The sequence below is a fragment of the Corynebacterium sp. c24Ua_83 genome, assembly GCF_039907245.1.
Taxonomy (GTDB): Bacteria; Actinomycetota; Actinomycetes; order Mycobacteriales; family Mycobacteriaceae; genus Corynebacterium.
Genome location: NZ_JASBOI010000017.1, coordinates 24,303 through 44,259, shown reverse-complemented (window position 1 = coordinate 44,259; position 19,957 = coordinate 24,303). Strand labels below are relative to the sequence as shown.

The 19,957-nt window shown below is 61.5% G+C and carries 20 protein-coding genes and 5 tRNA genes; 7 read left to right on the top strand and 18 right to left on the bottom strand.

Translation table 11 applies throughout. The features are described from left to right. Positions 1-171: 171 nt before the first annotated feature. The 4 genes from murA to QKE30_RS09335 all read right to left on the bottom strand — a co-directional run bounded on the left by murA (position 172) and on the right by QKE30_RS09335 (position 3,922). On the bottom strand, positions 172-1,428 hold the full coding sequence (murA, locus tag QKE30_RS09350; RefSeq protein WP_239202246.1) for a UDP-N-acetylglucosamine 1-carboxyvinyltransferase: 1,257 nt from the start codon (positions 1,426-1,428) through the stop codon (positions 172-174). A gap of 91 nt (positions 1,429-1,519) precedes the next feature. After that, a complete protein-coding gene (gene ramA, locus QKE30_RS09345; protein WP_011273089.1) occupies positions 1,520-2,377 on the bottom strand; it encodes an acetate metabolism transcriptional regulator RamA in 858 nt (285 codons plus the stop codon). 181 nt (positions 2,378-2,558) lie between these two features. Next, a complete protein-coding gene (locus tag QKE30_RS09340; protein WP_239202229.1) occupies positions 2,559-3,149 on the bottom strand; it encodes a DUF2505 family protein in 591 nt (196 codons plus the stop codon). After that, complete coding sequence (locus QKE30_RS09335; RefSeq protein WP_239202226.1) at positions 3,134-3,922, bottom strand: enoyl-CoA hydratase-related protein; 789 nt, start codon at positions 3,920-3,922, stop codon at positions 3,134-3,136. The genes QKE30_RS09340 and QKE30_RS09335 overlap by 16 nt, the downstream gene beginning before the upstream one ends. A 202-nt stretch (positions 3,923-4,124) precedes the next feature. Here QKE30_RS09335 and cysK point away from each other — a divergent pair, with 202 nt between their 5' ends. Then, positions 4,125-5,060 (top strand): cysteine synthase A, encoded by a 936-nt coding sequence (gene cysK / locus QKE30_RS09330; protein WP_239202224.1) that lies wholly within the window; start codon positions 4,125-4,127, stop codon positions 5,058-5,060. Between the two features lie 186 nt (positions 5,061-5,246). Then, the gene (gene epsC / locus QKE30_RS09325; RefSeq protein WP_034986168.1) at positions 5,247-5,831 is read left to right on the top strand and encodes a serine O-acetyltransferase EpsC; all 585 of its coding nucleotides are present in this window, start codon (positions 5,247-5,249) and stop codon (positions 5,829-5,831) included. A gap of 15 nt (positions 5,832-5,846) precedes the next feature. Here the strand turns inward: epsC and QKE30_RS09320 are convergent, their stop codons facing one another. The 3 genes from QKE30_RS09320 to QKE30_RS09310 form a co-directional block, all read right to left on the bottom strand. Then, positions 5,847-6,131 carry a GNAT family N-acetyltransferase gene (locus tag QKE30_RS09320; protein WP_049049879.1) on the bottom strand — a complete coding sequence of 95 codons (285 nt, stop codon included), beginning with the start codon at positions 6,129-6,131 and terminating at the stop codon, positions 5,847-5,849. Positions 6,132-6,247: 116 nt separating this feature from the next. Further along, positions 6,248-6,320: transfer RNA gene (locus QKE30_RS09315), tRNA-Phe, on the bottom strand. Positions 6,321-6,356: 36 nt separating this feature from the next. Continuing rightward, a tRNA-Asp gene (locus QKE30_RS09310) sits at positions 6,357-6,430 on the bottom strand. An 81-nt stretch (positions 6,431-6,511) separates the two neighbouring features. On the opposite strand from QKE30_RS09310, the gene QKE30_RS09305 reads away from it, so the two are divergent. Then, positions 6,512-6,703, top strand: coding sequence for a hypothetical protein (locus QKE30_RS09305; protein WP_210383933.1), 192 nt, complete (start codon positions 6,512-6,514; stop codon positions 6,701-6,703). Here QKE30_RS09305 and QKE30_RS09300 read toward each other — a convergent pair. From QKE30_RS09300 to QKE30_RS09285, 4 genes are all read right to left on the bottom strand, one after another. Continuing rightward, positions 6,682-6,758, bottom strand: a tRNA-Asp gene (locus QKE30_RS09300). The two genes, QKE30_RS09305 and QKE30_RS09300, sit on opposite strands and share 22 nt — an antisense overlap. A 1-nt stretch (position 6,759) precedes the next feature. Then, positions 6,760-6,832, bottom strand: a tRNA-Glu gene (locus QKE30_RS09295). A 185-nt stretch (positions 6,833-7,017) separates the two neighbouring features. Continuing rightward, positions 7,018-7,090: transfer RNA gene (locus QKE30_RS09290), tRNA-Lys, on the bottom strand. 94 nt (positions 7,091-7,184) lie between these two features. Then, positions 7,185-8,690 carry an acetyl-CoA hydrolase/transferase family protein gene (locus QKE30_RS09285; protein WP_239202222.1) on the bottom strand — a complete coding sequence of 502 codons (1,506 nt, stop codon included), beginning with the start codon at positions 8,688-8,690 and terminating at the stop codon, positions 7,185-7,187. Between the two features lie 290 nt (positions 8,691-8,980). On the opposite strand from QKE30_RS09285, the gene dusB reads away from it, so the two are divergent. Next, a complete protein-coding gene (gene dusB / locus QKE30_RS09280) occupies positions 8,981-10,105 on the top strand; it encodes a tRNA dihydrouridine synthase DusB (RefSeq protein WP_035004594.1) in 1,125 nt (374 codons plus the stop codon). 85 nt (positions 10,106-10,190) lie between these two features. Then, a complete protein-coding gene (phoU, locus tag QKE30_RS09275; protein WP_239202220.1) occupies positions 10,191-10,931 on the top strand; it encodes a phosphate signaling complex protein PhoU in 741 nt (246 codons plus the stop codon). A gap of 55 nt (positions 10,932-10,986) precedes the next feature. Here the strand turns inward: phoU and QKE30_RS09270 are convergent, their stop codons facing one another. The 6 genes from QKE30_RS09270 to mshD all read right to left on the bottom strand — a co-directional run bounded on the left by QKE30_RS09270 (position 10,987) and on the right by mshD (position 17,309). Next, on the bottom strand, positions 10,987-11,538 hold the full coding sequence (locus QKE30_RS09270; RefSeq protein WP_035004598.1) for an AAA family ATPase: 552 nt from the start codon (positions 11,536-11,538) through the stop codon (positions 10,987-10,989). 186 nt (positions 11,539-11,724) lie between these two features. After that, complete coding sequence (pstB, locus tag QKE30_RS09265; protein ID WP_347934653.1) at positions 11,725-12,501, bottom strand: phosphate ABC transporter ATP-binding protein PstB; 777 nt, start codon at positions 12,499-12,501, stop codon at positions 11,725-11,727. A gap of 72 nt (positions 12,502-12,573) precedes the next feature. Continuing rightward, positions 12,574-13,494: a phosphate ABC transporter permease PstA gene (pstA, locus tag QKE30_RS09260; protein ID WP_035004602.1), complete on the bottom strand. Its 921-nt coding sequence runs from the start codon at positions 13,492-13,494 to the stop codon at positions 12,574-12,576. Between the two features lie 12 nt (positions 13,495-13,506). After that, complete coding sequence (gene pstC / locus QKE30_RS09255; protein WP_035004604.1) at positions 13,507-14,568, bottom strand: phosphate ABC transporter permease subunit PstC; 1,062 nt, start codon at positions 14,566-14,568, stop codon at positions 13,507-13,509. A gap of 141 nt (positions 14,569-14,709) precedes the next feature. After that, positions 14,710-15,795 carry a phosphate ABC transporter substrate-binding protein PstS gene (pstS, locus tag QKE30_RS09250; RefSeq protein WP_035004942.1) on the bottom strand — a complete coding sequence of 362 codons (1,086 nt, stop codon included), beginning with the start codon at positions 15,793-15,795 and terminating at the stop codon, positions 14,710-14,712. Between the two features lie 476 nt (positions 15,796-16,271). Beyond that, on the bottom strand, positions 16,272-17,309 hold the full coding sequence (gene mshD, locus QKE30_RS09245; protein ID WP_297667635.1) for a mycothiol synthase: 1,038 nt from the start codon (positions 17,307-17,309) through the stop codon (positions 16,272-16,274). Between the two features lie 167 nt (positions 17,310-17,476). On the opposite strand from mshD, the gene QKE30_RS09240 reads away from it, so the two are divergent. Together QKE30_RS09240 and QKE30_RS09235 are read left to right on the top strand one after the other, a co-directional pair. Then, positions 17,477-18,295, top strand: coding sequence for a DUF2993 domain-containing protein (locus tag QKE30_RS09240; protein WP_347934652.1), 819 nt, complete (start codon positions 17,477-17,479; stop codon positions 18,293-18,295). Between the two features lie 10 nt (positions 18,296-18,305). Further along, positions 18,306-18,947 carry an FABP family protein gene (locus QKE30_RS09235; protein WP_239316412.1) on the top strand — a complete coding sequence of 214 codons (642 nt, stop codon included), beginning with the start codon at positions 18,306-18,308 and terminating at the stop codon, positions 18,945-18,947. Positions 18,948-18,974: 27 nt separating this feature from the next. On the opposite strand, the gene QKE30_RS09230 is transcribed toward QKE30_RS09235, so the two are convergent. Next, a complete protein-coding gene (locus tag QKE30_RS09230) occupies positions 18,975-19,925 on the bottom strand; it encodes an aminodeoxychorismate lyase (RefSeq protein ID WP_297667632.1) in 951 nt (316 codons plus the stop codon). Between the last annotated feature and the right edge of the window lie 32 nt (positions 19,926-19,957).

Sequence of the window (19,957 nt, the reverse complement as noted above, 5' to 3'; positions counted from 1 at the left end):
TGCTGTGTCGCGCTGACTTGGATTAATGTACACACACCCCACAACAAACACAAACCCGCAGGCCAGGAGCCTTTTTTACAGGGCGCGGAATCAGACTAAAGGACACATGCACCCGCATACAGCTTTCAACGCTGCACGGACTGAGCCTTAAGCGCTGAATCGGCTCAGCCTTTATCGCTGCACCCGCTCCACTTCTGCACCCAGTGAGCACAGCTGTTCCGGGAACTCCGGGTAGCCACGGTCGATGTGGTAGACGTCGTGCACTTCGGTCTTCCCATCTGCCACCAGTCCGGCCAGCACCAGGCCCGCGCCCGCACGAATATCGGAGCTCCACACCGGCGCAGAGGAAAGCTGTTCCCTACCCCGGATAACTACGTGGTGGCCGTCGATGCTGGCGTCCGCACCCAGGCGCATCATCTCATCGACAAACCGGAAGCGGGACTCGAAGATGTTTTCCGTGATCACGCTCATCCCCTCGCTCACCGTGCACAGCGCAATCGCCATGGGTTGCAGGTCAGTTGGGAATCCGGGGAAAGGAAGCGTCTGGTAGTCCACCGCCTTGGGGCGCTCGTGCTGCACCACCCTAAAGCCGGTCGGGTACGTCTCCACCTGTGCCCCGGCGAGCTTTAGCTTCTCCAGAACCAGGTGCAGGTGCTGCGGATCGATACCGCCAACCGTGATGTCTCCCCGCGTCATAGCTGCAGCGTATGCCCAGGTACCTGCGACGATGCGGTCGCCGACAACCTCGTGGTCCACCGGGTTGAGTCGCTCCACGCCCTCGACGGTGATGGTGTTGGAACCAGCGCCGCTGATCTTCGCGCCCATCGCCACCAGCATGTCGCACAGATCCACGATCTCCGGCTCGCGCGCCGCATTGTCCAGCGTGGTTGTGCCCTCAGCCAGCACCGCAGCAGTCAGAATGTTCTCTGTTGCGCCCACCGAGGGGAAGTCCAGCTTGATCTGTGCGCCATGGAGCTCCTCCGCTTCAGCGACCAGACAACCGTGTTCGATCTTGGTGGTTGCACCCAGCAGCTCTAGGCCGGATTGGTGCATATCGAGGGGACGGGAACCGATGGCGTCACCACCGGGAAGAGCAACCCGCGCCTTGTGGCATCGCGAGGTTAGCGGCCCCAGCACAGCAACGGAGGCACGGAACTGACGCACGGCCTCAAAGTCTGCGTTGTACTCGATACTCTCCGGGGTCGTGATGCGCACGACGTCGCCATCGAGCTCCACCTCACAACCCAGGCCACGCAGAACTTCTGCCATGTAGGGCACGTCGGCGATTTCGGGGCAATTGGTCAACGTGGTGGTTCCGGGTGCTAAAAGCGCCGCCGACATTAGCTTAAGCACGCTGTTCTTGGCGCCGGATACCTTGATGGCGCCCTGCAGTCTGGTTCCACCTGTCACTACGAAGCTGTCTTTCACGCCACCCAGCCTATAAAAAAATCGCCCCGTGCAAAGCGGAGCGATTGTTTAGAGCTGCCTGAAGCTACTCAAGGGCCTCGCAAAATTGATATCAGGGCAATGCGCCGATGCGTCGCGCGGCGTTTACCGCTTCGTAACGAGTGTGCGCACCGAGCTTGCGCATCACGGAGCGTAGGTAGCTCTTCACAGTCTCCGCACCGATACCCATCTCGGCTGCAGCCTCCACGTTCGTGTGGCCCAGCGCCACGCAGGCCAGTACGTCGAGCTCGCGCGCTGAAAGCTTGGTGGTCTGCTTCACGCGCACTGGGGAAACCATCTGGTCGCACAGCACTTCGAGGTCGCGACGCAGGTCATCGTCATCTACACGGTTGGCGAGCATGCGCAGCTTGCTGTGCGTAGCGCGCACCTGCTCCCATTCCGCACCGGACATCGAACGCACCTGCTTATTTGCGGACGCCCCCGCGGCCGCACCCCGCCCAGCGTCATTAGTGCGCAGCGCCTCATTAACCGCAATATCTTGTTCCAGGCAGCGAGCAGTCATGGTTACTTCTTCAAGCACCTTGTCGCCCATGCGGGCCCGCGAGTGAACACCAGCGTAGAGAACGCCCCTGACTTCCCGCTTCACAATCACGGGAACTGCGACGACGGAGTGCAGGCCCTCATCGCGGATGTGGCGATCGAAGTCGTGGCTGATGGCCTTTGCCCGGGTGTAATCAGAAACTCCCACTGGGCGGCGGGTGGTCACCACGCGGCCACCAACTCCCGCACCCGGAGCGATCTCGAGGTTGTGCAGTGCTGGGGTGCGCAGGCCCACCCACTTGGAGATCCGCAGCTTTCCGTCCGCCGAGCTCGTGGCGTACATGGTCACCGGAATGCCGGTCGCGTTCTTTAGAGAATTCAGCGCAGAAATGATGACGTCGTCGTCATCGCGTTGCCGCTGCTGGTCCACCTGGTTCACTCCTCAAACTTGACCTGTGGCGCCCACCCCGAAGGGCTAAGACGTCGTGTGAGAGGGAGTATAGTTCACCCCCTTGCTACCCCCAAAACTGCCCCCATGTTTCTTTTACAAAAAGAGACGGGAGCGCACACAACCTTATCGGGGCTAATCGACTGGGTTTTCTCAGAAAAAGCTAAGCGCTACCTAGGTTTTTGATACGCGCCAAACTGTTGTCCACCGTCTTGTCGGCAGCCTTCAAAAGATGCTTTTCCAGCCTTCCGGCGATCAGCGGTACCGACACGTCTGCGGTCAGAATCGCCTCCACTGCAGTCTCCGCCGCACCCTCTGCGGCGACCTCCCCGCTACCTTCAGCGATAGGCGCGTAGACGAAGTGGGTATCCATCGTCCCCATCTTCAGCGGCAGATCCATCTCGGCCTTCACCTCGAACGCACCGGTCTCATCCGGGTGCGAAACATAGGTCTCTTGATATGCGATGGGCGCCTCGCCGTCCTTGGAGAGATCTTCTAGTTCTTTTTGTGACGCCCTCACGCCAACCCGCGCCCATACCCGACCATCGGGCAGAACCTCCCGCTCGGCCTCGATGATCTGGGATTCCGTTTGCTCCACCATTCCTTCGTCCGTCAGTAGGAACGCCTCACTGGTGACGACCTCGTAGACGTCATGTATGGACAGGTCAATGGTGCGGTTGACTTGCTTCGAATGCGACATATCCGCAATTGTGCCAGGAATGGTGCCCGGCAGCGCGTTTAGCGGTGCTGCCACTCCGGCTTGCGCTTCTCCACGAAGGCCGTCATGCCTTCCTTCTGATCCGCGGTGTCGAAGAGTCGCCAGAACTGCTGGCGCTCCGCCTCCACGCCCTCTTCCAGGGTGGAGCGGTAGGCCTCGTCCACCATCTCGGTGGCGGCAGCCGTTGCGACGTGGGACATGCTTGCCACCTTGGCGGCTACCTTCTGCACCTCGTCGGCGAAGCCCTCTGCCGGGAGCACGCGGGAAACCAGGCCGCTGCGCTCAGCTTCTTCGGCATCCATCATGCGACCGGTGAGGATCAGATCCATGGCCTTGTACTTGCCGACTGCGCGGGTCAGGCGCTGGGTGCCACCCATGCCCGGGATGATGCCCAGGGTAATCTCCGGCTGGCCGAACTTTGCGCTCTCGCTGGCCAGCAGAATGTCGCCGAGCATCGCCAGCTCGCAGCCGCCGCCCAGGGCGAAGCCGGATACGGCGGTGATCAGCGGGGTCTTCAGCTGTGCCAGCTTCTCCCAGTCGCCGAACAGGCGCTTCTCTGCCACCTCGGGGTAGGTCTCATCCTTCATTTCCTTGATGTCCGCGCCGGCGGCGAATGCCTTTTCGCTGCCAGTGATGACGATGGCGCCGATCTGCGGATCCGCGTCCAGCGACTCCGCTGCCGGAACAATTTCAGAGAGCACGCCACTGTTCAGCGCGTTGAGGGCCTTCGGGCGGTTCAGGGTGATGGTCGCAACGGCGCCGTTGACAGCCACCTGGATGTTTTCGTAGTTCTGGTTTTCGGTAGTCATGTTTGCCATTGAACCAAATCCCCTGCTGCCGTGCCTGAGAATCTGGCGAAGCTTGGGCGCGTAGGGGCGTCAATAAGAATCATTAGGCACCCTTAAACACAGTGGTCAAGCAAGCAACGAGGAATCACAGTGGTGCCCAGCGAACGAGCAGTGTAGACTACCCGGTATAGACCGATCAGTCTAGAACGAAAGGATCGCCCCAATGGCGAAGATTTACAACAACATCACCGACCTCATCGGCGGAACTCCGCTAGTTAAGCTGGGCGCATACGGCGAAGGCCTGAAGGCCAACGTCCTGCTGAAGCTGGAGGCCTTTAACCCGGCCAACTCCGTGAAGGACCGCATCGGTAAGGCCATCATCGAGGCAGCCGAGAAGGACGGCACCCTGAAGCCGGGCGGCACCATCGTCGAGGCAACCTCCGGAAACACCGGTATCGCGCTGGCCATGGTCGGCGCCGCTAAGGGCTACAAGGTAGTCCTGACCATGCCGGAGACCATGTCCAACGAGCGTCGCATCATGCTGCGTGCTCTGGGCGCAGAGCTGGTCCTTACCCCGGGCTCCGCCGGCATGCAGGGCGCAGTCGACAAGGCCAACGAGATCGTCGAGAACACCGACAACGCCATCCTGGCCCGCCAGTTCGCCAACCCGGCAAACCCGGAGATCCACTACAACACCACCGGCCCGGAGATCTGGGAAGACACCGACGGTGAAGTAGACATCTTCGTTGCCGGCGTGGGCACCGGCGGCACCATCTCCGGTGCGGCTAAGTACCTTAAGGAGAAGAACGACAAGATCGAGATCGTCGGCGTGGAGCCGGCGGACTCCCCGCTGCTGACCGAGGGCCGCTTCGGCCCGCACAAGATCCAGGGCCTGGGCACCAACTTCTTCCCGGAGAACCTGAACAAGGACATCCTGGACCGCGTAATTGACGCTCCGCTGGAGAACGCAACCAAGACCGCCCGCGAGCTGGCTGTCTCTGAGGGCATCCTCTCCGGCATCTCCTCCGGTGCAGCCGTGTGGGCAGCCGTGCAGGAAGCTCAGAAGGACGAGAACGAGGGCAAGACCATCGTCGTCATCGTCCCCGACTTCGGCGAGCGCTACGTCTCCACCCTGCTGTTCGACGACCTGCGCGACTAATTCCGCTCTGGCAGTCGGCCGCAATTTAGTGAATCTAGTGGCCGCGGCTGTCCAGTAGCTACTGGCTGCAGGCAAGTAGGCGCTACCGCCTTTCCACCCAGCGGTGGAATAGGGGGCAGCGCCTTCTCGTTATAGTGGCTGCGAAAGCTTTAAAGCCGATACCCAACCAACCGAAAGACCACACCGTTGAGCATTCTTGGACGCATCCGCGAAGACCTGGCCAATGCCCGCGAACACGACCCAGCGGCGCGCGGAGACGTAGAAAACGCCATTGTGTACTCCGGCCTGCACGCCATCTGGGCGCACCGCGTATCCCACGCACTGTGGAAGCGCGGGCACCGGGGCATCGCACGCATCATTAGCCAAGCGACCCGCGGGTTCACCGGCATTGAGATCCACCCGGGCGCCACCATTGGCCGTCGATTCTTTATCGACCATGGCATGGGTGTAGTTATCGGTGAGACCGCGGAGATCGGCGATGACGTCATGCTCTACCACGGTGTGACGCTCGGCGGCTCCGAACTAGTACAGCGCAAGCGCCACCCCACCATCGGCAACGGCGTGATGATCGGCGCAGGCGCGAAGGTGCTGGGCCCCATCACCATCGGCGAGGGCTCCGCGATCGGCGCCAACGCGGTGGTGACCAAGGACGCTCCCCCGAACTCCATCCTGACGGGCATCCCGGCGAAGATTCGCCCCCGCAAGCCCAACCAGAACACCCCGCTCGTCGACGCCGTGAAGTGGGTCGACGACATGCAGAACAACATCTAGGCGCGCAGCCAGAGCTTAGGCCAGCAGCTCCTTAAAGTCCGGATTCTTCTCCACGAAGGCCGCGACAGCGGAGCAGCTGGCCTTAATCTTTAGCCCCGCCTCCTTGGTCTCCAGCAGAGCCTCGCTAATCAGCGGCTTGGATAGCCCCTGGCCACGGAACGCTGGATCCACCACGGTGTGGTTGAAGTCGCGGACGTTGCCCTCCTGGGAGTACTCGGCGAAGCCTGCCTCCTGGTCGTCCACGTAGATGACGAAGCGGCTCTGCTCTTGATCGTGAACGATGCTCTTGGTGCCTGACATACTGCTGGGGCTCCCTTCCCTATTGCTCTTCTTATCCTCTAGTAGCTGTGCTAGCTTCTAGCCCCCAGTGTACGTACGGCAAAACCCCGGTAGCTTTCCGCTACCGGGGTGGAATGTGGCCAGAGCCGGGATCGAACCGGCGACCTTTCACTTTTCAGGCGAACGCTCTACCAACTGAGCTATCTGGCCTTCGTTGCCCGACCGCTTCCGATTCGAACATCGAAGCGACCCTGACGGGACTTGAACCCGCGACCTCCGCCGTGACAGGGCGGCGCGCTAACCAACTGCGCCACAGGGCCAATCTTGCCTGCGCAACTAAATAAAACGACCAGACAACAACTTGTCTAAGCCGTCCGTTGCACGAGAATAGACTCTACACAGTGTCAAAGTTCTTAAGCAAATCAGCTGTTCAAACGTCATTTCTGGCAGGCTTTCACGTCACTGTTGAAGTGTCCAACACGCAAGCTAGGGGCGTCACAAAGAAAGACAAAAAGAAAAAGAACCTCCCCGGCGCGAAAAGCACCGGAAAGGCTCTCCATGAGGTCTTTTATGGCGACCCTGACGGGACTTGAACCCGCGACCTCCGCCGTGACAGGGCGGCGCGCTAACCAACTGCGCCACAGGGCCGTACTCCCAACGGGATTCGAACCCGTGTTACCGCCGTGAAAGGGCGGGGTCCTAGGCCTCTAGACGATGGGAGCTCTACAAAGTAAGCCAGCAAGAAACTCTAGCTTTCCTTAGCAGCTTGAACAGTTTAAACCAGGTGCGAGCGCCAGAACAAATCGCCCGGTGAAGTGGAGAAATAGACAGCCGCAGGCAACGCAAAACCCCGCCGCGGCGCGACCATGATCTCCATGGAAGCGCCCCGACGGGGTAATCGCGAACGTGGGCCCTGCGGGGCTCGAACCCGCGACCTGCGGATTAAAAGTCCGTAGCTCTACCAACTGAGCTAAAGGCCCAACGGGAGCATTCTATCTAACGTTTCTTTGAAGCAGAAAATTGCCCCCTAGCACAGCGCCGGCGCTGTGCCGGAGCCGGAGACTAGCACCAGCGCTAGCCCTTCATGGATCCCTTCTCCGCCAGGTTGAGGTGGAAGCTGAAGGCGGTCTTCAGGTCGTGCGGGGTCTGCAGGTGGTTGCCCTCGGCGCAGGCGCGCTCGTAGTACTCCTCCAGCAGTGGACGGTAGTCCGGGTGCGCAACGGAGATGATCTTCGGCACGCGATCGCGCGGTGCCAGGCCGCGCAGATCCGCGTAGCCGTACTCCGTGATGATGACCATCACGTCGTGCTCCGTGTGGTCGACGTGGGAGGCGAAGGGCACGATGGCGGAAATGGCGCCATCCTTGGCCGTGGACGGGGAGATGAAGGTGGACAGGAAGGCATTGCGCGTGAAGTCGCCGGAGCCACCGATGCCGTTCATGATGCGCGAACCAGACACGTTCGTGGAGTTCACGTTGCCGTAGATGTCACAGCCGATCATGCCGTTGGAGGCGATGAGGCCCGTGCGGCGGATGACCTCCGGGTGGTTGGAGATCTGCTGCGGGCGCAGGACGATGTGCTCGCGGTAGCGCTTCGCCTCTTCATTCATCTTCTTGGCGTACTCCGGGGACAGCGCGAAGGAGGTTGCGGAAGCGACGGTCATCTTGCCGTTGTCGATAAGGTCCAGCATGCCGTCCTGGATCACCTCAGTGTAGGCCTGGATGTTCTCGAACTTGGAGTCCAGCAGACCCGCCATCACGGCATTCGGCACGTTGCCCACGCCGGACTGCATGATGTAGCCGTCGTAGGTCAGGCGACCGGCCTCAACCTCTCCCTCGAGGAGGTCCAGGAAGTGCCCGGCGATCTTCTCGGAGATCTCGTCGGTCGGCTTGAACGGTGCGTTGCGATCCTCGGCGTTGGTCTTCACCACGGCCACGACCTTGTTCTGGTCTACCGGGATGTACGGCGTGCCGATGCGGTCGCCGGGGCGGTTGATCGGGATCGGGGTGCGGTTCGGCAGGTCCTGGATCTTGTAGATGTCGTGCATGCCCTCCAGGTCAAGGGACTGCCACTCGTTGACCTCGATAATGATCTTGCGGGCGGAGTTGAGGTACTCCACGTTGTTGCCCACTGCCGAGGACGGGATGATGTTGCCCGCCTCGTCGATACGCACGGCCTCTACAACGGCTACGTCCAGCTGTCCAAAGAAGCCTTCCTCGACCTGCTGGCCGAGGTGGGAGAGGTGGATGTCCTGGTACTTAATTTCGCCAGCGTTGATTTTCTTGCGCATCACCGGGTCGGAGGCGTAGGGGGTGCGGTAGCGCACAGCATCGGCCTCGGCCAGCACGCCGTCGCAGTCAGGTGCGGTGGAGGCGCCGGTGAAAAGGTCGATCTGGAAGTCTTCCCCGCGACCGTGCAGTTCCTTAGCCTTCTCGGCAATGGCCGTCGGCAGCGCCTTGGGGTAGCCCGCTCCCGTGAAGCCGGACATGCCGATCTTGTCGCCGTGGTTGATGAACTGCGCCGCCTCGTCGGCGGACATGACCTTGGACCTGTAGAACTCGTTGGCGATGCGCTCAGACATCGGTTCCTCCTCCATAGCTGTTTAGCGGTTTCTCCGCTCCTTTCCTCAGCCTACATAAGCGTGACGTGGCTCGCCCTCGCCCCTCATGCGAATTGTTGAACATTTATTGGCGCTCTTTGGTTATTGACGCCCTTTGGTATTCGTCCCTCCCCAGTGTGACAATGGTGGCCGTGACTACATCGACCGCAACCCCCACCTCCACCACCCCGCAGGACTCAACCACCCCGGCTGGTTCGCCCGACGCAGCGCCACAGTCCAACCAGCAGTTCAAAGGGCTGCAGATCGGCAAGATGCAGCTCGACTCCCCCGTCGTACTCGCCCCGATGGCAGGCGTAACCAACGTGGCCTTCCGCAGCCTGTGCCGCGAACAGGAGCGCGAACGCATGGGCTCCGTCGCCGGGCTGTACGTCTGCGAAATGGTGACGGCTCGCGCTCTGGTCGAGCGCAATCCGAAAACCCTGCACATGACGACCTTCGCACCAGACGAGGATCCCCGCAGCCTGCAGCTGTACACCACCGACCCGGAGTACACCTACAAGGCGGCCAAGATGATCGTCGACGAGAACCTCGCCGATCACATCGACATGAACTTCGGCTGCCCCGTACCCAAGGTCACCCGACGTGGCGGCGGCTCCGCCCTGCCCTACAAGCGCAGGCTCTTTGGAAACATCGTGGCTGCCGCGGTTAAGGCCACGGAAGGCACGGACATTCCAGTGACCGTGAAAATGCGCGTGGGAATCGACGACCAGCACCACACCCACCTGGATGCCGGCCGCATCGCCGTGGAAGAGGGTGCGGCCGCTGTGGCTTTGCACGGCCGTACCGCAGCACAGCGCTACTCCGGTCACGCGGATTGGAACGAGATCGCGCGCCTGAAGGAGCACCTGGCCCACACGGGCATCCCCGTGCTGGGCAACGGCGACATCTTTAAGGCCACGGATGCCCGCGCCATGATGGAGCAGACCGGCTGCGACGGCGTGGTCGTAGGCCGGGGTTGCCTGGGCCGCCCGTGGCTCTTCGCGGAGCTCTCCGCCGAGCTGCGCGGCCTGCCGATCCCCAGCGAACCCACCCTGGGCGAGGTAGCGCGCATCATCCTGCGCCACGCGGAACTATTGGCCGCCCACGACGGCGAGCAGAAGGCCTGCCGTGACCTGCGCAAGCACATGACGTGGTACCTACGCGGTTTCCCCGCCGGCGGGGAACTGCGCCGCAGCCTGTCCCGGGTGAGCAGCCTGGACGAGCTGAAGTCTGCACTTGCCGACGTATGGGACTCCCCCGCCCTGGCGGAGGACGCCGACGGCGCCCGCGGCCGCCAGGGATCCCCCGCAAAGGTGGCCCTGCCGGAGGGCTGGCTGGACGACCCGGAGGACGAGACTGTCCCGGACGGCGCCGACATCGAAAACAGTGGTGGTTAATAGTTTTCGGGCCTATAGGTTTCGGGGCTATACGCGGGGGCCAAACCTCAGCGCCACCGAGCTCCAGAGACTATAGTTTTTTCACATGCGTAGGGTGTACCGAAACCAACTCCGGGAATTTAAGCACGACATTTCACTGATGGCGGATTTCGTGCGCACTGCGCTCAATTCCGCTACCCGTTCTCTGCTAGAAACCGACCTGGACCTTGCCGAGAAGGTCCTAAGCAGCGTAGATACACTCGAGGATCTGCGTGAGACCGCAGTCAAGGATGCCTTCCAGCTGCTAGCGCTGGAAGCACCCGTGGCGCGGGACTTGCGCATTGTCGTTGCCGGCCAGCATATTGTCGAGGATTTCACCCGCATGGGCGCGCTTGCGGTGCATGTGGCAAAGGTGGCGCGGCGGCGTCACCCAGAAAATGCTGTACCCGAGTCCGTCCGCCCCTATATCGAAGAGATGGCTCGGCAGTGCGACAATTCGGCGGCGAAGATCCAGACCCTGCTGCGCGAGCTCGACGTAAACACCGCCCTCGAGCTCGTTGAAGACGACGACGCGGTCGATGACATCCACCGCCACATCTTCCAGCTCACCACCCAGCGCGAATGGCCGCACACAGTGCGCGAGGCCGTGGACGTCACGCTGCTCTCGCGCTACTTCGAGCGCTACTCGGATCACGCGGTGGAGATTGCCAACCGCATTGTCTTCATCATCACCGGCCTCACGCCGGATGAGTACTACCGCAAGCAGGAAAACGAGGAGCTGCAGCAGCACTTCCGCGAGCAGTTCGACGAGATGCGCTACCGCTACGACACGAACCTGGATTACTAGCCGCCTGCAGGGCACAGGCGCCTGCGGGATGCAGCCGACCGCAGGCCGCGGTTGCCTAGCGCGAGTACGCCTTCTTCGCGAACATGGCGGCGTTCAGCGCATCGTCGAGCAGCTGCTCCGGGGTGCGGCTAACGTCCAGCTGGATGCCCTTCTCCCCCGGCGTGAGGCGCTGCAGATCCTCCAGCTGCGCGGTCAGCAACTCACGCGGCATGTCGGCTTCTCCCACGCGGCTCTTCATGCGCTCCGCGAGCACATCCTCGGTGCCGTACAGGTGCACGTAGAACACGGTCGCGTTCTCGCCCACATCGTTCAGGATCTCGCGGTGGTCGATGCGCAGCGCGGTGCAGGCGGTGACGGTGTTGTTGCCCTGGGCGGCCTCGTCCGCAATCCAGTCGCGTACGATCCCTAGCCACTTGCGGCGCCCGGCCTCCGGCGGGAGCTTGCCGTCCTGCAGGATCTCCAGCGCCCCCTCGGGGTGCAGATCGTCGGCTTCCTGCAGCTGCCAGCCGGTCTTCTCGGCAAAGGCGCGCGCCAGGGTGGTCTTGCCGCTGCCGCTGACACCCATCACGACGACGTGGATAGTTGCCGGAGTCTCTTGGCTAGACATGTGGCTCCTTTCTTCTTTGCGGTGCCCGTTACTGTCTTCCAGTATGCCGTTTATTTTTATTATTGACGCCAAAAGCGGGGTTCCGGCGCTAACCGGAACCCCGCTAGTGGGTGGCAAGCTCAGCGGGAGCCTGCCGAAGACACTTTTTCTAAGATCCTGTACCTGCTTGACGGGCAGGTAGGCGTTTTATCCGAAGCGACCGGAGATGTAGTCCTCGGTCTCCTTCTTCGTCGGGTTTTCGAAGATCTGCTTGGTCGGGCCAACCTCGACCAGCTGGCCGGGCTTGCCGGTTGCTTCCAGGGAGTAGAAGGCGGTCTGGTCGGACACACGGGCTGCCTGCTGCATGTTGTGCGTCACGATGACGATGGTGAACTCTTCCTTCAGCTCGTGGATCAGGTCCTCCACGGCCAGGGTCGAGATCGGGTCCAGTGCGGAGCAGGGCTCGTCCATGAGCAGAACTTCCGGCTCGACCGCGATGGCGCGGGCGATGCAGAGGCGCTGCTGCTGACCACCGGACAGGCCGCCACCCGGCTTGTCCAAACGGTCCTTAACTTCGTCCCACAGGTTGGAGCCGCGCAGTGCGCGCTCTGCAACCTCGCGGAGCTTCTTCTTGTTCTTCTCGCCGGACAGCTTCAGGCCAGCAACCACATTCTCTTCGATGGACATCGTCGGGAACGGGTTTGCCTTCTGGAAGACCATGCCGATGGTGTTACGGACAGCCACCGGGTCGATCTTCGGGCCGTAAATGTCTTCGCCGTCGAGCAGGATCTCGCCCTTGACGTAGGCGCCGGGGATAACCTCGTGCATACGGTTCAAAGTGCGCAGCACGGTGGACTTACCACAGCCGGACGGGCCGATGAAGGCGGTCACTGCCTTCGGCGGGATGTGCAGGTTGACGTCCTGTACGGCATGAAAGTCGCCGTAGTAGATGTTGACGTCGTTGAGGTCTAGGCGCTTAGCCATTGTGTTGTTCTCCTAGGAAAAGGCTTTGTTTGGGTTTAGGTCCCGGTGGGGGTCAAAAGCTTGGGGTGAGCCTTAGACCTTCACCGAATAGCGCTTCGAGATCAGGCGGGCGCCAATCATCAGGATTGCCACGAGCAGCACCAGGGTCAGTGCGGAGCCCCACAGGCGCTCCAGCACGAACTCGTTACTGCCCGCGCCGTACAGGTCGACCATGTACAGCGGCAGGGACTGCTGGCCACCTTCGAACGGGTTCCAGTTGATCTTGGTGGTGGAGCCAACCAGGATCAGCACCGGCGCGGACTCGCCCATTACGCGGGCGACGGCCAGCATGATGCCGGTGACGATGCCGGACAGCGCGGTGGGGAGGACGATCTTCACGATGGTCTTCCACTTCGGCACACCCAGTGCGTAGGAGGCCTCACGCAGATCCATCGGAACCACGCGCAGCATCTCTTCCGCGTTACGCACGATGATCGGAACCATCAGCAGAACCAGCGCAAGCGACACTGCGAAGCCGGAACGTTCGAAGCCGAACATGGTGATCCACATTGCGTAGACGAACAGGGCGGCGACGATGGACGGCACACCGGTCAGAATGTCGACCATGAAGGTCGTGATGCGGCCGAGGAATCCGCCGCGGGAGTACTCCACCAGGTAGATAGCGGTGAACACACCGATCGGGATAGAGAGGGCGGAGGTAACCAGAACCTGCATCAAGGTACCGATGATGGCGTGGACTGCACCACCACCGGCCTTGTTACGCGGCTGGCCGACCATGTCGTAAACCCACCAGTCGGGGTTAAGGATCGCAGGCAGGCCTTCACTGAGAACCTTGATCAAGACCCACAACAGTGGGACCAGAGCCAGCGCCATGGCGAAGTAGATGATGACGGTGGCGAACTTGTCGACCGCCTTGCGCTTACCGGAAATCTGGGTAAACAGCTCGGAGGACGAAGAGGACTTCTTCCTATCTACAGTTGCTGCATCTGTCATTGTTCTCTTCTCCTACTTCTTCGCCACAACGGCGCGGGCGGCAGCGTTAACCAGGAAGGTCAACAGGAACAGAACGAGGCCGGCGGAGATGTAGGCACCCGCCTTCAGCTCGTCGTTGAACTCCGGCGCGGCTGCGGCGATGGCCGTTGCGAAGGTCGTACCGCCATCCATCAAGGAGCCACGGAAGCCCGGCGCACTAGCGATGACCATGTACAGCGCCATGGTCTCACCCAACGCACGGCCCAGGCCCAGCATTGCACCGGAGATGTAGCCGGACAGGCCGAAGGGCAGCACGGTCATGCGGACAACTTCCCAGCGGGTTGCGCCCAGAGCCAATGCGGCCTCGACGTGACCCTTCGGGGTCTGCACGAAGACCTCACGGGTGGTGGCGGCGATGACCGGCAGAATCATGATTGCCAAGACGACGCCACCGGTGAAGATGTTTCGAGAGGTGGAGAATGGCGGGGAGCTACCCTGCTGGTGGTTGAACAGGAAGAATCCGCCGGCCCAGCCAGACAGCCACTCGAAGAAGCCACCCAGCGCCGGGCCGAGGACGTAAGCGCCCCAAATACCGAACACGATGGAGGGCACCGCGGCCAGCAAGTCGATCATGAAGCCCAGGGGCTTGATGAAACGCTTCGGGCAGTAGTTGGACAGGAAGATCGCAATGCCCAGTGCAACCGGCATGGCCAGCAGGAGGGCGACGATCGAAACCAGGACGGTGGTGAAGAACAGGTTCGGGATACCGAACTGCATCCATCCGCCGTCGTTGTTGGTGTAGTCGGTATTCCAGCGCTCACCGTAGGTGAAGAAGCTGAAAATGCCATCGCGCAGGCGGTTCAGTGCGGGGACTGCTTGCAGAATCAGGAACAGGCCGATCAGACCGATGATCACGGTGATCAGGATTGAGGAGGTCTTTGCCAGCGTTTCGAAAACAACATCGCCAGGGCGCTTAACGCTGCCACCGCCGGAGCGCTGGCTATCTTGCGCCAACTGGTGATCCTGCTGCGGCTGAGGGGCGTCGCCCTCTGCCTTTGCGGACGTGGCGACCTCAACCTTATTGGCGTTTGCCATGAGGGATCCTTAAAAGGTCGTTATTCAATACCAGAATAAAATTGAAAAGTGTTTCGCGTCACTGTAGTTACCGCATTCAGACCGCAACCCCCGATCGAAGAACGAGCGGGGGTTACTTCTTTTCCTGGGCGGCTGTGAATACTACTTCAGAGCGTCGACAGCTTCTTCCAGCTTGGTCTTGAACTCGCCGTCCACCGGGATGTAACCCTGGTCAGCCAGATCATCGTTCTGGTTATCCAGGATGGTGTTCAGGAAGTTCTTAACCAGCTTCGAGGTGTTGTCGTCGTAGCCAGCGGAGCAGACGATCTCGTAGGTGGTCAGAACCAGCGGGTACTCGTCCTCGCCGTTCATGGCGTACAGCTTGTCAGCGTCGACGACCAGGTCGTTACCCTCGCCGGAGAACTCAGCCTCGGCCAGAGCCTTGTTAACGTTGTCCTTGTTCAGCTCAACCGGGCCGGAGCCGAAGTCGATCTTGGCAATGTTGACCTCGTCGAGCTCCTCAGCGAAGCCGGACTCAACGTAGGTGATTGCGCCGTTGGTAGCTGCAACCTGGTCAGCAACACCCTTGGACTTCGGAGCACCGGTGCCGACCTCGGTCGGGAAGCTCTTGCCCTCGGAGTCCCACTCACCGCTGGAGGCAGCCAGGAACTTCTGGAAGTTGTCGGAGGTACCGGACTCGTCAGAGCGGTACACAACCTCGATCGGGTCGGACGGCAGATCAACGCCCTCGTTCTCAGCCTTGATAGCCTCGTCGTCCCACTTCTTGATCTCGCCCTTGAAGATCTTGGCAACGGTCTTGGTGGACAGGTTCAGCTCGTCCACGCCCTCCAGGTGGTAAGCAATTGCAACCGGGCCGATAACCATCGGCAGGTGCCATGCGTCGTTGCCGTCGCAGCGCTTCTTAGCGTCTGCGATCTGGTCGTCCTTCAGCGGGGAGTCGGAACCAGCGAAGTCAGCCTGGCCAGCGATGAACTTCTTCTGGCCGTCACCGGAACCAGAAGCGTTGTAAGCCAGGGTAGCGCCGGTGCTGGAGAAGGCCGGGCCGAAGATGTTCTGGATTGCGTTGTCCTGAGAGGAAGCGCCTTCGCCGCGCAGTTCGCCGGTGGCCTCCTCCATCTCGCGAGAGCCTTCGCTGCTGCCGCCTTCGTTGTTGTCAGCGTTGGAGCAGCCGGTCAGGATCAGGGAACCAGCAAACAGGGTTGCAGCTGCAGCGCTGGCGCGCTTCATGGTGAACTTCACGAGGTTTTCCTCCGAAATATTGTCAGAAGTACAGAAAAGTGTCTTACAGGAGAAGCCCGCAGTTGTAGGAGCCACTCTTGCGTCACCAAGAAAGTTAATCGGCGCTTATGGATTTAAAGAGTGCTGTAAGTGAACAGCAGGTGAACAACAGCATTTATGCAGCACAGCTATCTTTCTCGGTTCAGAAAGCATTGCAAATACACCCCCAAGACCACACCTAAGCACTACCCCCCATGTGGCGAAACGTGCCTTCATTTAACCCAAAGTTAACCCGCCTCGACACAGAACCCACTTCACTCTCGGCGGCGCACAACTAGCGACTATAGGTTTTCTCATACTCCGCTAGTGGACCTTTAAGGTTCTCAGCCGCGGACTACCTCGCTGTCTTCACGCCTAAAGCTATTCACGAAACTATTTACGACACTTTTTACGGCATTATCCAGGGGACTCTCTAGGCTCACTGCTCAGAGACGGCCGCGGTAAACCACATCGGTGTGCACAACCTCGAAGCCGAGTCGTTTATACGTAGAAACCGCAGGCGCGTTGTCTCCCTCCACATACAACTCAATGCGACCGCAACCATTATCCAGGAGCAACTTCATACCCAGCTGCGTGATCGCCTGCCCCAGTCCCCTACCGCGAGCATCGTCAGCGAGGCACACGACGTACACCTCCCCTGCTCGCTCGCCGGCATCCTTTTCCTTCTCTTCCAGCGGGATCTTCGTCCAGTGGAAGCCCACCAGGCGGAACACATCGTCGTTCCCCTCGCCCCCATCGGCCGCACAGGGAATGCCCACCCGCTCGGCAGCGGAGTTTTCATCCCGCACCCACAGCATCAGGACCGCATCCGGATCGAACCAATCAGTGTCCCGGGCAGAACGCAGGTGGTCTACGTCCCAGCCGCCTTGCTCGGGGTGCCATGCGAAGGCCTCATTATTGACGCGCACCCACTCGGCATCCACGGAATCTGCATCAAAGCGCGCCACGGACTCGGCGTACGTCAGAACCTCAATATCCTGCTCCTCGCAGCGCTTCTCGGCATCTGCGCCGCCCGCATCAATGGCCCTGGCCGCCTTCGTCGCCGGCGCGCAGTCCAGTGACATCTTCAACAGTTCACGGGTTCGGCGGGCATCCAGCGACTCGACAAAGCGCTGGGCGCCGGCGGAATCCCCGTGCGCCCAGACGTCAATCGCACCGCTCACGCCCAGCTGGTCGCGCAGAGCTTCAAACAGGGCAATCCCCACCCCACTGTGGCGAACCTCCGGGGCAACGGCCAACTCGATCACGCGGTCCGGGTCGATCGCCAGCACACCCACCACGCGATCGCTATTCCTCGCCACCACGTGCTTGTGGCCGTGGTTCTCGTCAATGCCGCGCAGGAAAGCCTCACTGATCGCAGGCACCCCATCTGCCTCGGCGACTTCGCCCAGCACCTCGTGAACCCCCTCCAACACCTGAGAGTGCTCCCACAGGTCTTCAAATGTGTCGTAGGTAATAGCCATGCCCCCAATTGTCCCTCACTTTCGGCATTTTTGGGGTAGATTTCGACGGTTTCTTAACGCTTCACTGAGATTGCGGCGGCGGAGGCGTGGCGTCATAAAGAAGGAACAAGGGCACCTAGTAACCTGTAGGGAGCGACAAGGAGACTCGAGAAGGGGGCGTCGGCCAGGTGAAGAAGATCGCAGTCCGCGGCGCACTCGCCCTCGTGCTGGTGCTGCTCGTGGCGCTGATCGCCGATAACGTGATCGCCGCGCGTGCCGAACACAAGATCTCCGAGGCGCTATATGCCGATTCGAACCTAGCCAACCCGCCAAAGGTGCAGGTGGCGGGCTTCCCCTACACCGGCGCCGCGCTTAGCCACGAACTCCAGGCGGTCACCGTCGTCGCCAACGACGTGGATGTGCCGGGCTTCGGCCTGATGAGCGTACAAACCTCGGCGCAGTACATAACTGTCTCCGCGGACGATGTTTTCAACGGCACCATCGAAAACGCCCCGGCGCGCAAGGTCTTTACCCGCCTGCAGCTGGACGGCGTGCTGCTGGGCAACCGCATGGACATCGAGGCCCTGCAGATCCAGAACCTCGACGACATCTCGCCCCGCGGCGGCTGGGAGACCGAGGCCATCTTCGAGGGCAAGCCAAAGGGCTTCGCCAAACCCGCGAAGGTCGAGGTCAAGCTTCGCATCGTCGCGGGCACCATGGTGATCACCCCGACCAAGATCCTCTCCGTCCCCGACGGGCTGGACATCAAGGCCAAGAACGTCACCGACGAAGCCACACTCGATCCGGACATCGAAAAGCGGGTTAATGACGCCTTTAGCTTGAGCATCCCGGGCAAGGAACTACCCATGCGGGGCGATCCGGAGCGGATCTTCGTCTCCGGCGGCTCGGTGTTCGTCGAAGCCTCGCAGGTGTACACGAAGATCAGCCTGTCCGATCTGGCTCCGCGATCCCGACCCTTGAGTGAAGAAGAACTCCCCAGCCTATAGTCTTAAGGGCATGGCTGAAGAAGAAAAGAAGAAGTTCAAGGTAGACGCTAACGAAGCGGTCAACCTGGCCGCCGAGCAGTCCAAGTCCACTAGCGACAAGAACCTCCCGGAATTCGGCGACATGCCCATCCCCGACGACACAGCCAACCTACGCAAGGGGCCCAACCTGCACGACGGTCTGCTGGCACTGCTGCCGCTGATCGGCGTATGGCGTGGCCAGGGCCAGGCGGCGCCTCCCGGCGAGGAGGAGTTCACCTTCGGCCAGCAGGTCGTCTTCGCCCACGATGGCGAGAATCGCATCAGCTACGATTCCCGCACCTGGCGTATGGATGAGGACGGGCAGCCAACCGAGACCCCCGGCCGCCGCGAGTCCGGCTTCCTGCGCATCAACGATGACGATGAAATTGAGATGATCCTCACCCACTCTGACGGCATGGTGGAGATTCTGTACGGCAGCCCGCTGAACGAGCGCGCCTGGCAACTGGAAAGCGCCTCGACGATGGCGACAGCCACCGGCCCGACGAACCTGGGGCCGGGCAAGCGCCTCTACGGCCTGATGCCGAACAACGACCTTGGCTGGGTCGACGAACGCCTCATCGACGGCGAGATGGTTCCCTGGCAGTCCGCGCAGCTGTCCCGCGTGGTCGGCTAGGTCGCTGACCGGTTGGGGGCCAGTCGGCTAGCCGGTAACGGCCTCCCAGGCCATCTTTTCCACCTCGTCGGCAACCTCCGGGCGGGGCAGCTGGATGCCGTCCAACTCTGTCACCCGTGCCTGCACACGCACGGAGGAGACCAGCCACACGCCGGCGGCAGCTGTGAGGTCCTCTAGCCGCAACACCCGTTCCTCGGTGACCCATCCGCGCTGCTCGGCCAGCTTAAAGAGCGCGGCCTGCGAGGTGCCCTTCAAAATGCCCACATGCGCCGGCGGGGTGACGAGCTTCTTCTCCCCCGTCGTCGGGTTCACCTCCACGGCCACCACGGTCGAGGTCGGCCCCTCCAGCACAAGCCCCTCGTCAGACAGGAAGATCACGTCGTCCACCCCGCGGGCCTTCGCGCTGCGCAGGGCGGCCATGTTGGCTGCGTAGGATAGCGTCTTCGCGCCGATCAGCGCCCACGGGGAACGTTCCGATAGGTCGATGCGGAAGCCCCGCTCGGCCGTCATCACCCGCACGCCGTGCTCCCGGTCGTGCAGCACGTGCTCGCTGACCGGCGCCACCGTGACCCAGCCCGTCGGTTGCCCCGTGGATTCCCGTCCGCGCGAGTAGACCCAGCGCAGCGCGGCCTCCTGCCCCGGCCCGTTCTTCTCCTCGAAGTCGGCCACGGCAATGTCGGTGGCGCGGAACCAGCGTTCCAGGTCTGGCTCCGGCAGGTCCAGCATCGCGGAGCTGTTGAGGAAGCGGGTGGCGTGGCGCTCGCGGTTGCGCACGTTGCCGCCGCGCAGCATGAAAGTCTCGAAAACCCCGTCGCCGCGCACGGCGGCTAGGTCGTCTGCGTAGATCATCGGCACGGTCGCGTCCCGAACCTGCGGGTCTTGGGTGGCAGCTGCCGTGCCAGCGCCTGTGCCGTCGCCGTCCTCACCCAGGACGTCAACGACCACGAACTTTGCTTCCTGATTGCTCATGTTGCTCATTCTATTCCCGCACTGTTCTCGGACGTTTTACA

Bases quoted from the DNA above. Each gene is read 5' to 3' on its own strand.
- QKE30_RS09335 (WP_239202226.1), bottom strand. From the start codon at position 3,922: ATGACTACCGAAAACCAGAACTACGAAAACATCCAGGTGGCTGTCAAC.
- cysK (WP_239202224.1), top strand. From the start codon at position 4,125: ATGGCGAAGATTTACAACAACATCACCGACCTCATCGGCGGAACTCCG.
- QKE30_RS09320 (WP_049049879.1), bottom strand. From the start codon at position 6,131: ATGTCAGGCACCAAGAGCATCGTTCACGATCAAGAGCAGAGCCGCTTC.
- QKE30_RS09285 (WP_239202222.1), bottom strand. From the start codon at position 8,690: ATGTCTGAGCGCATCGCCAACGAGTTCTACAGGTCCAAGGTCATGTCC.
- dusB (WP_035004594.1), top strand. From the start codon at position 8,981: ATGCAGCTCGACTCCCCCGTCGTACTCGCCCCGATGGCAGGCGTAACC.
- phoU (WP_239202220.1), top strand. From the start codon at position 10,191: ATGCGTAGGGTGTACCGAAACCAACTCCGGGAATTTAAGCACGACATT.
- QKE30_RS09270 (WP_035004598.1), bottom strand. From the start codon at position 11,538: ATGTCTAGCCAAGAGACTCCGGCAACTATCCACGTCGTCGTGATGGGT.
- pstB (WP_347934653.1), bottom strand. From the start codon at position 12,501: ATGGCTAAGCGCCTAGACCTCAACGACGTCAACATCTACTACGGCGAC.
- pstA (WP_035004602.1), bottom strand. From the start codon at position 13,494: ATGACAGATGCAGCAACTGTAGATAGGAAGAAGTCCTCTTCGTCCTCC.
- pstC (WP_035004604.1), bottom strand. From the start codon at position 14,568: ATGGCAAACGCCAATAAGGTTGAGGTCGCCACGTCCGCAAAGGCAGAG.
- pstS (WP_035004942.1), bottom strand. From the start codon at position 15,795: ATGAAGCGCGCCAGCGCTGCAGCTGCAACCCTGTTTGCTGGTTCCCTG.
- mshD (WP_297667635.1), bottom strand. From the start codon at position 17,309: ATGGCTATTACCTACGACACATTTGAAGACCTGTGGGAGCACTCTCAG.
- QKE30_RS09235 (WP_239316412.1), top strand. From the start codon at position 18,306: ATGGCTGAAGAAGAAAAGAAGAAGTTCAAGGTAGACGCTAACGAAGCG.
- QKE30_RS09230 (WP_297667632.1), bottom strand. From the start codon at position 19,925: ATGAGCAACATGAGCAATCAGGAAGCAAAGTTCGTGGTCGTTGACGTC.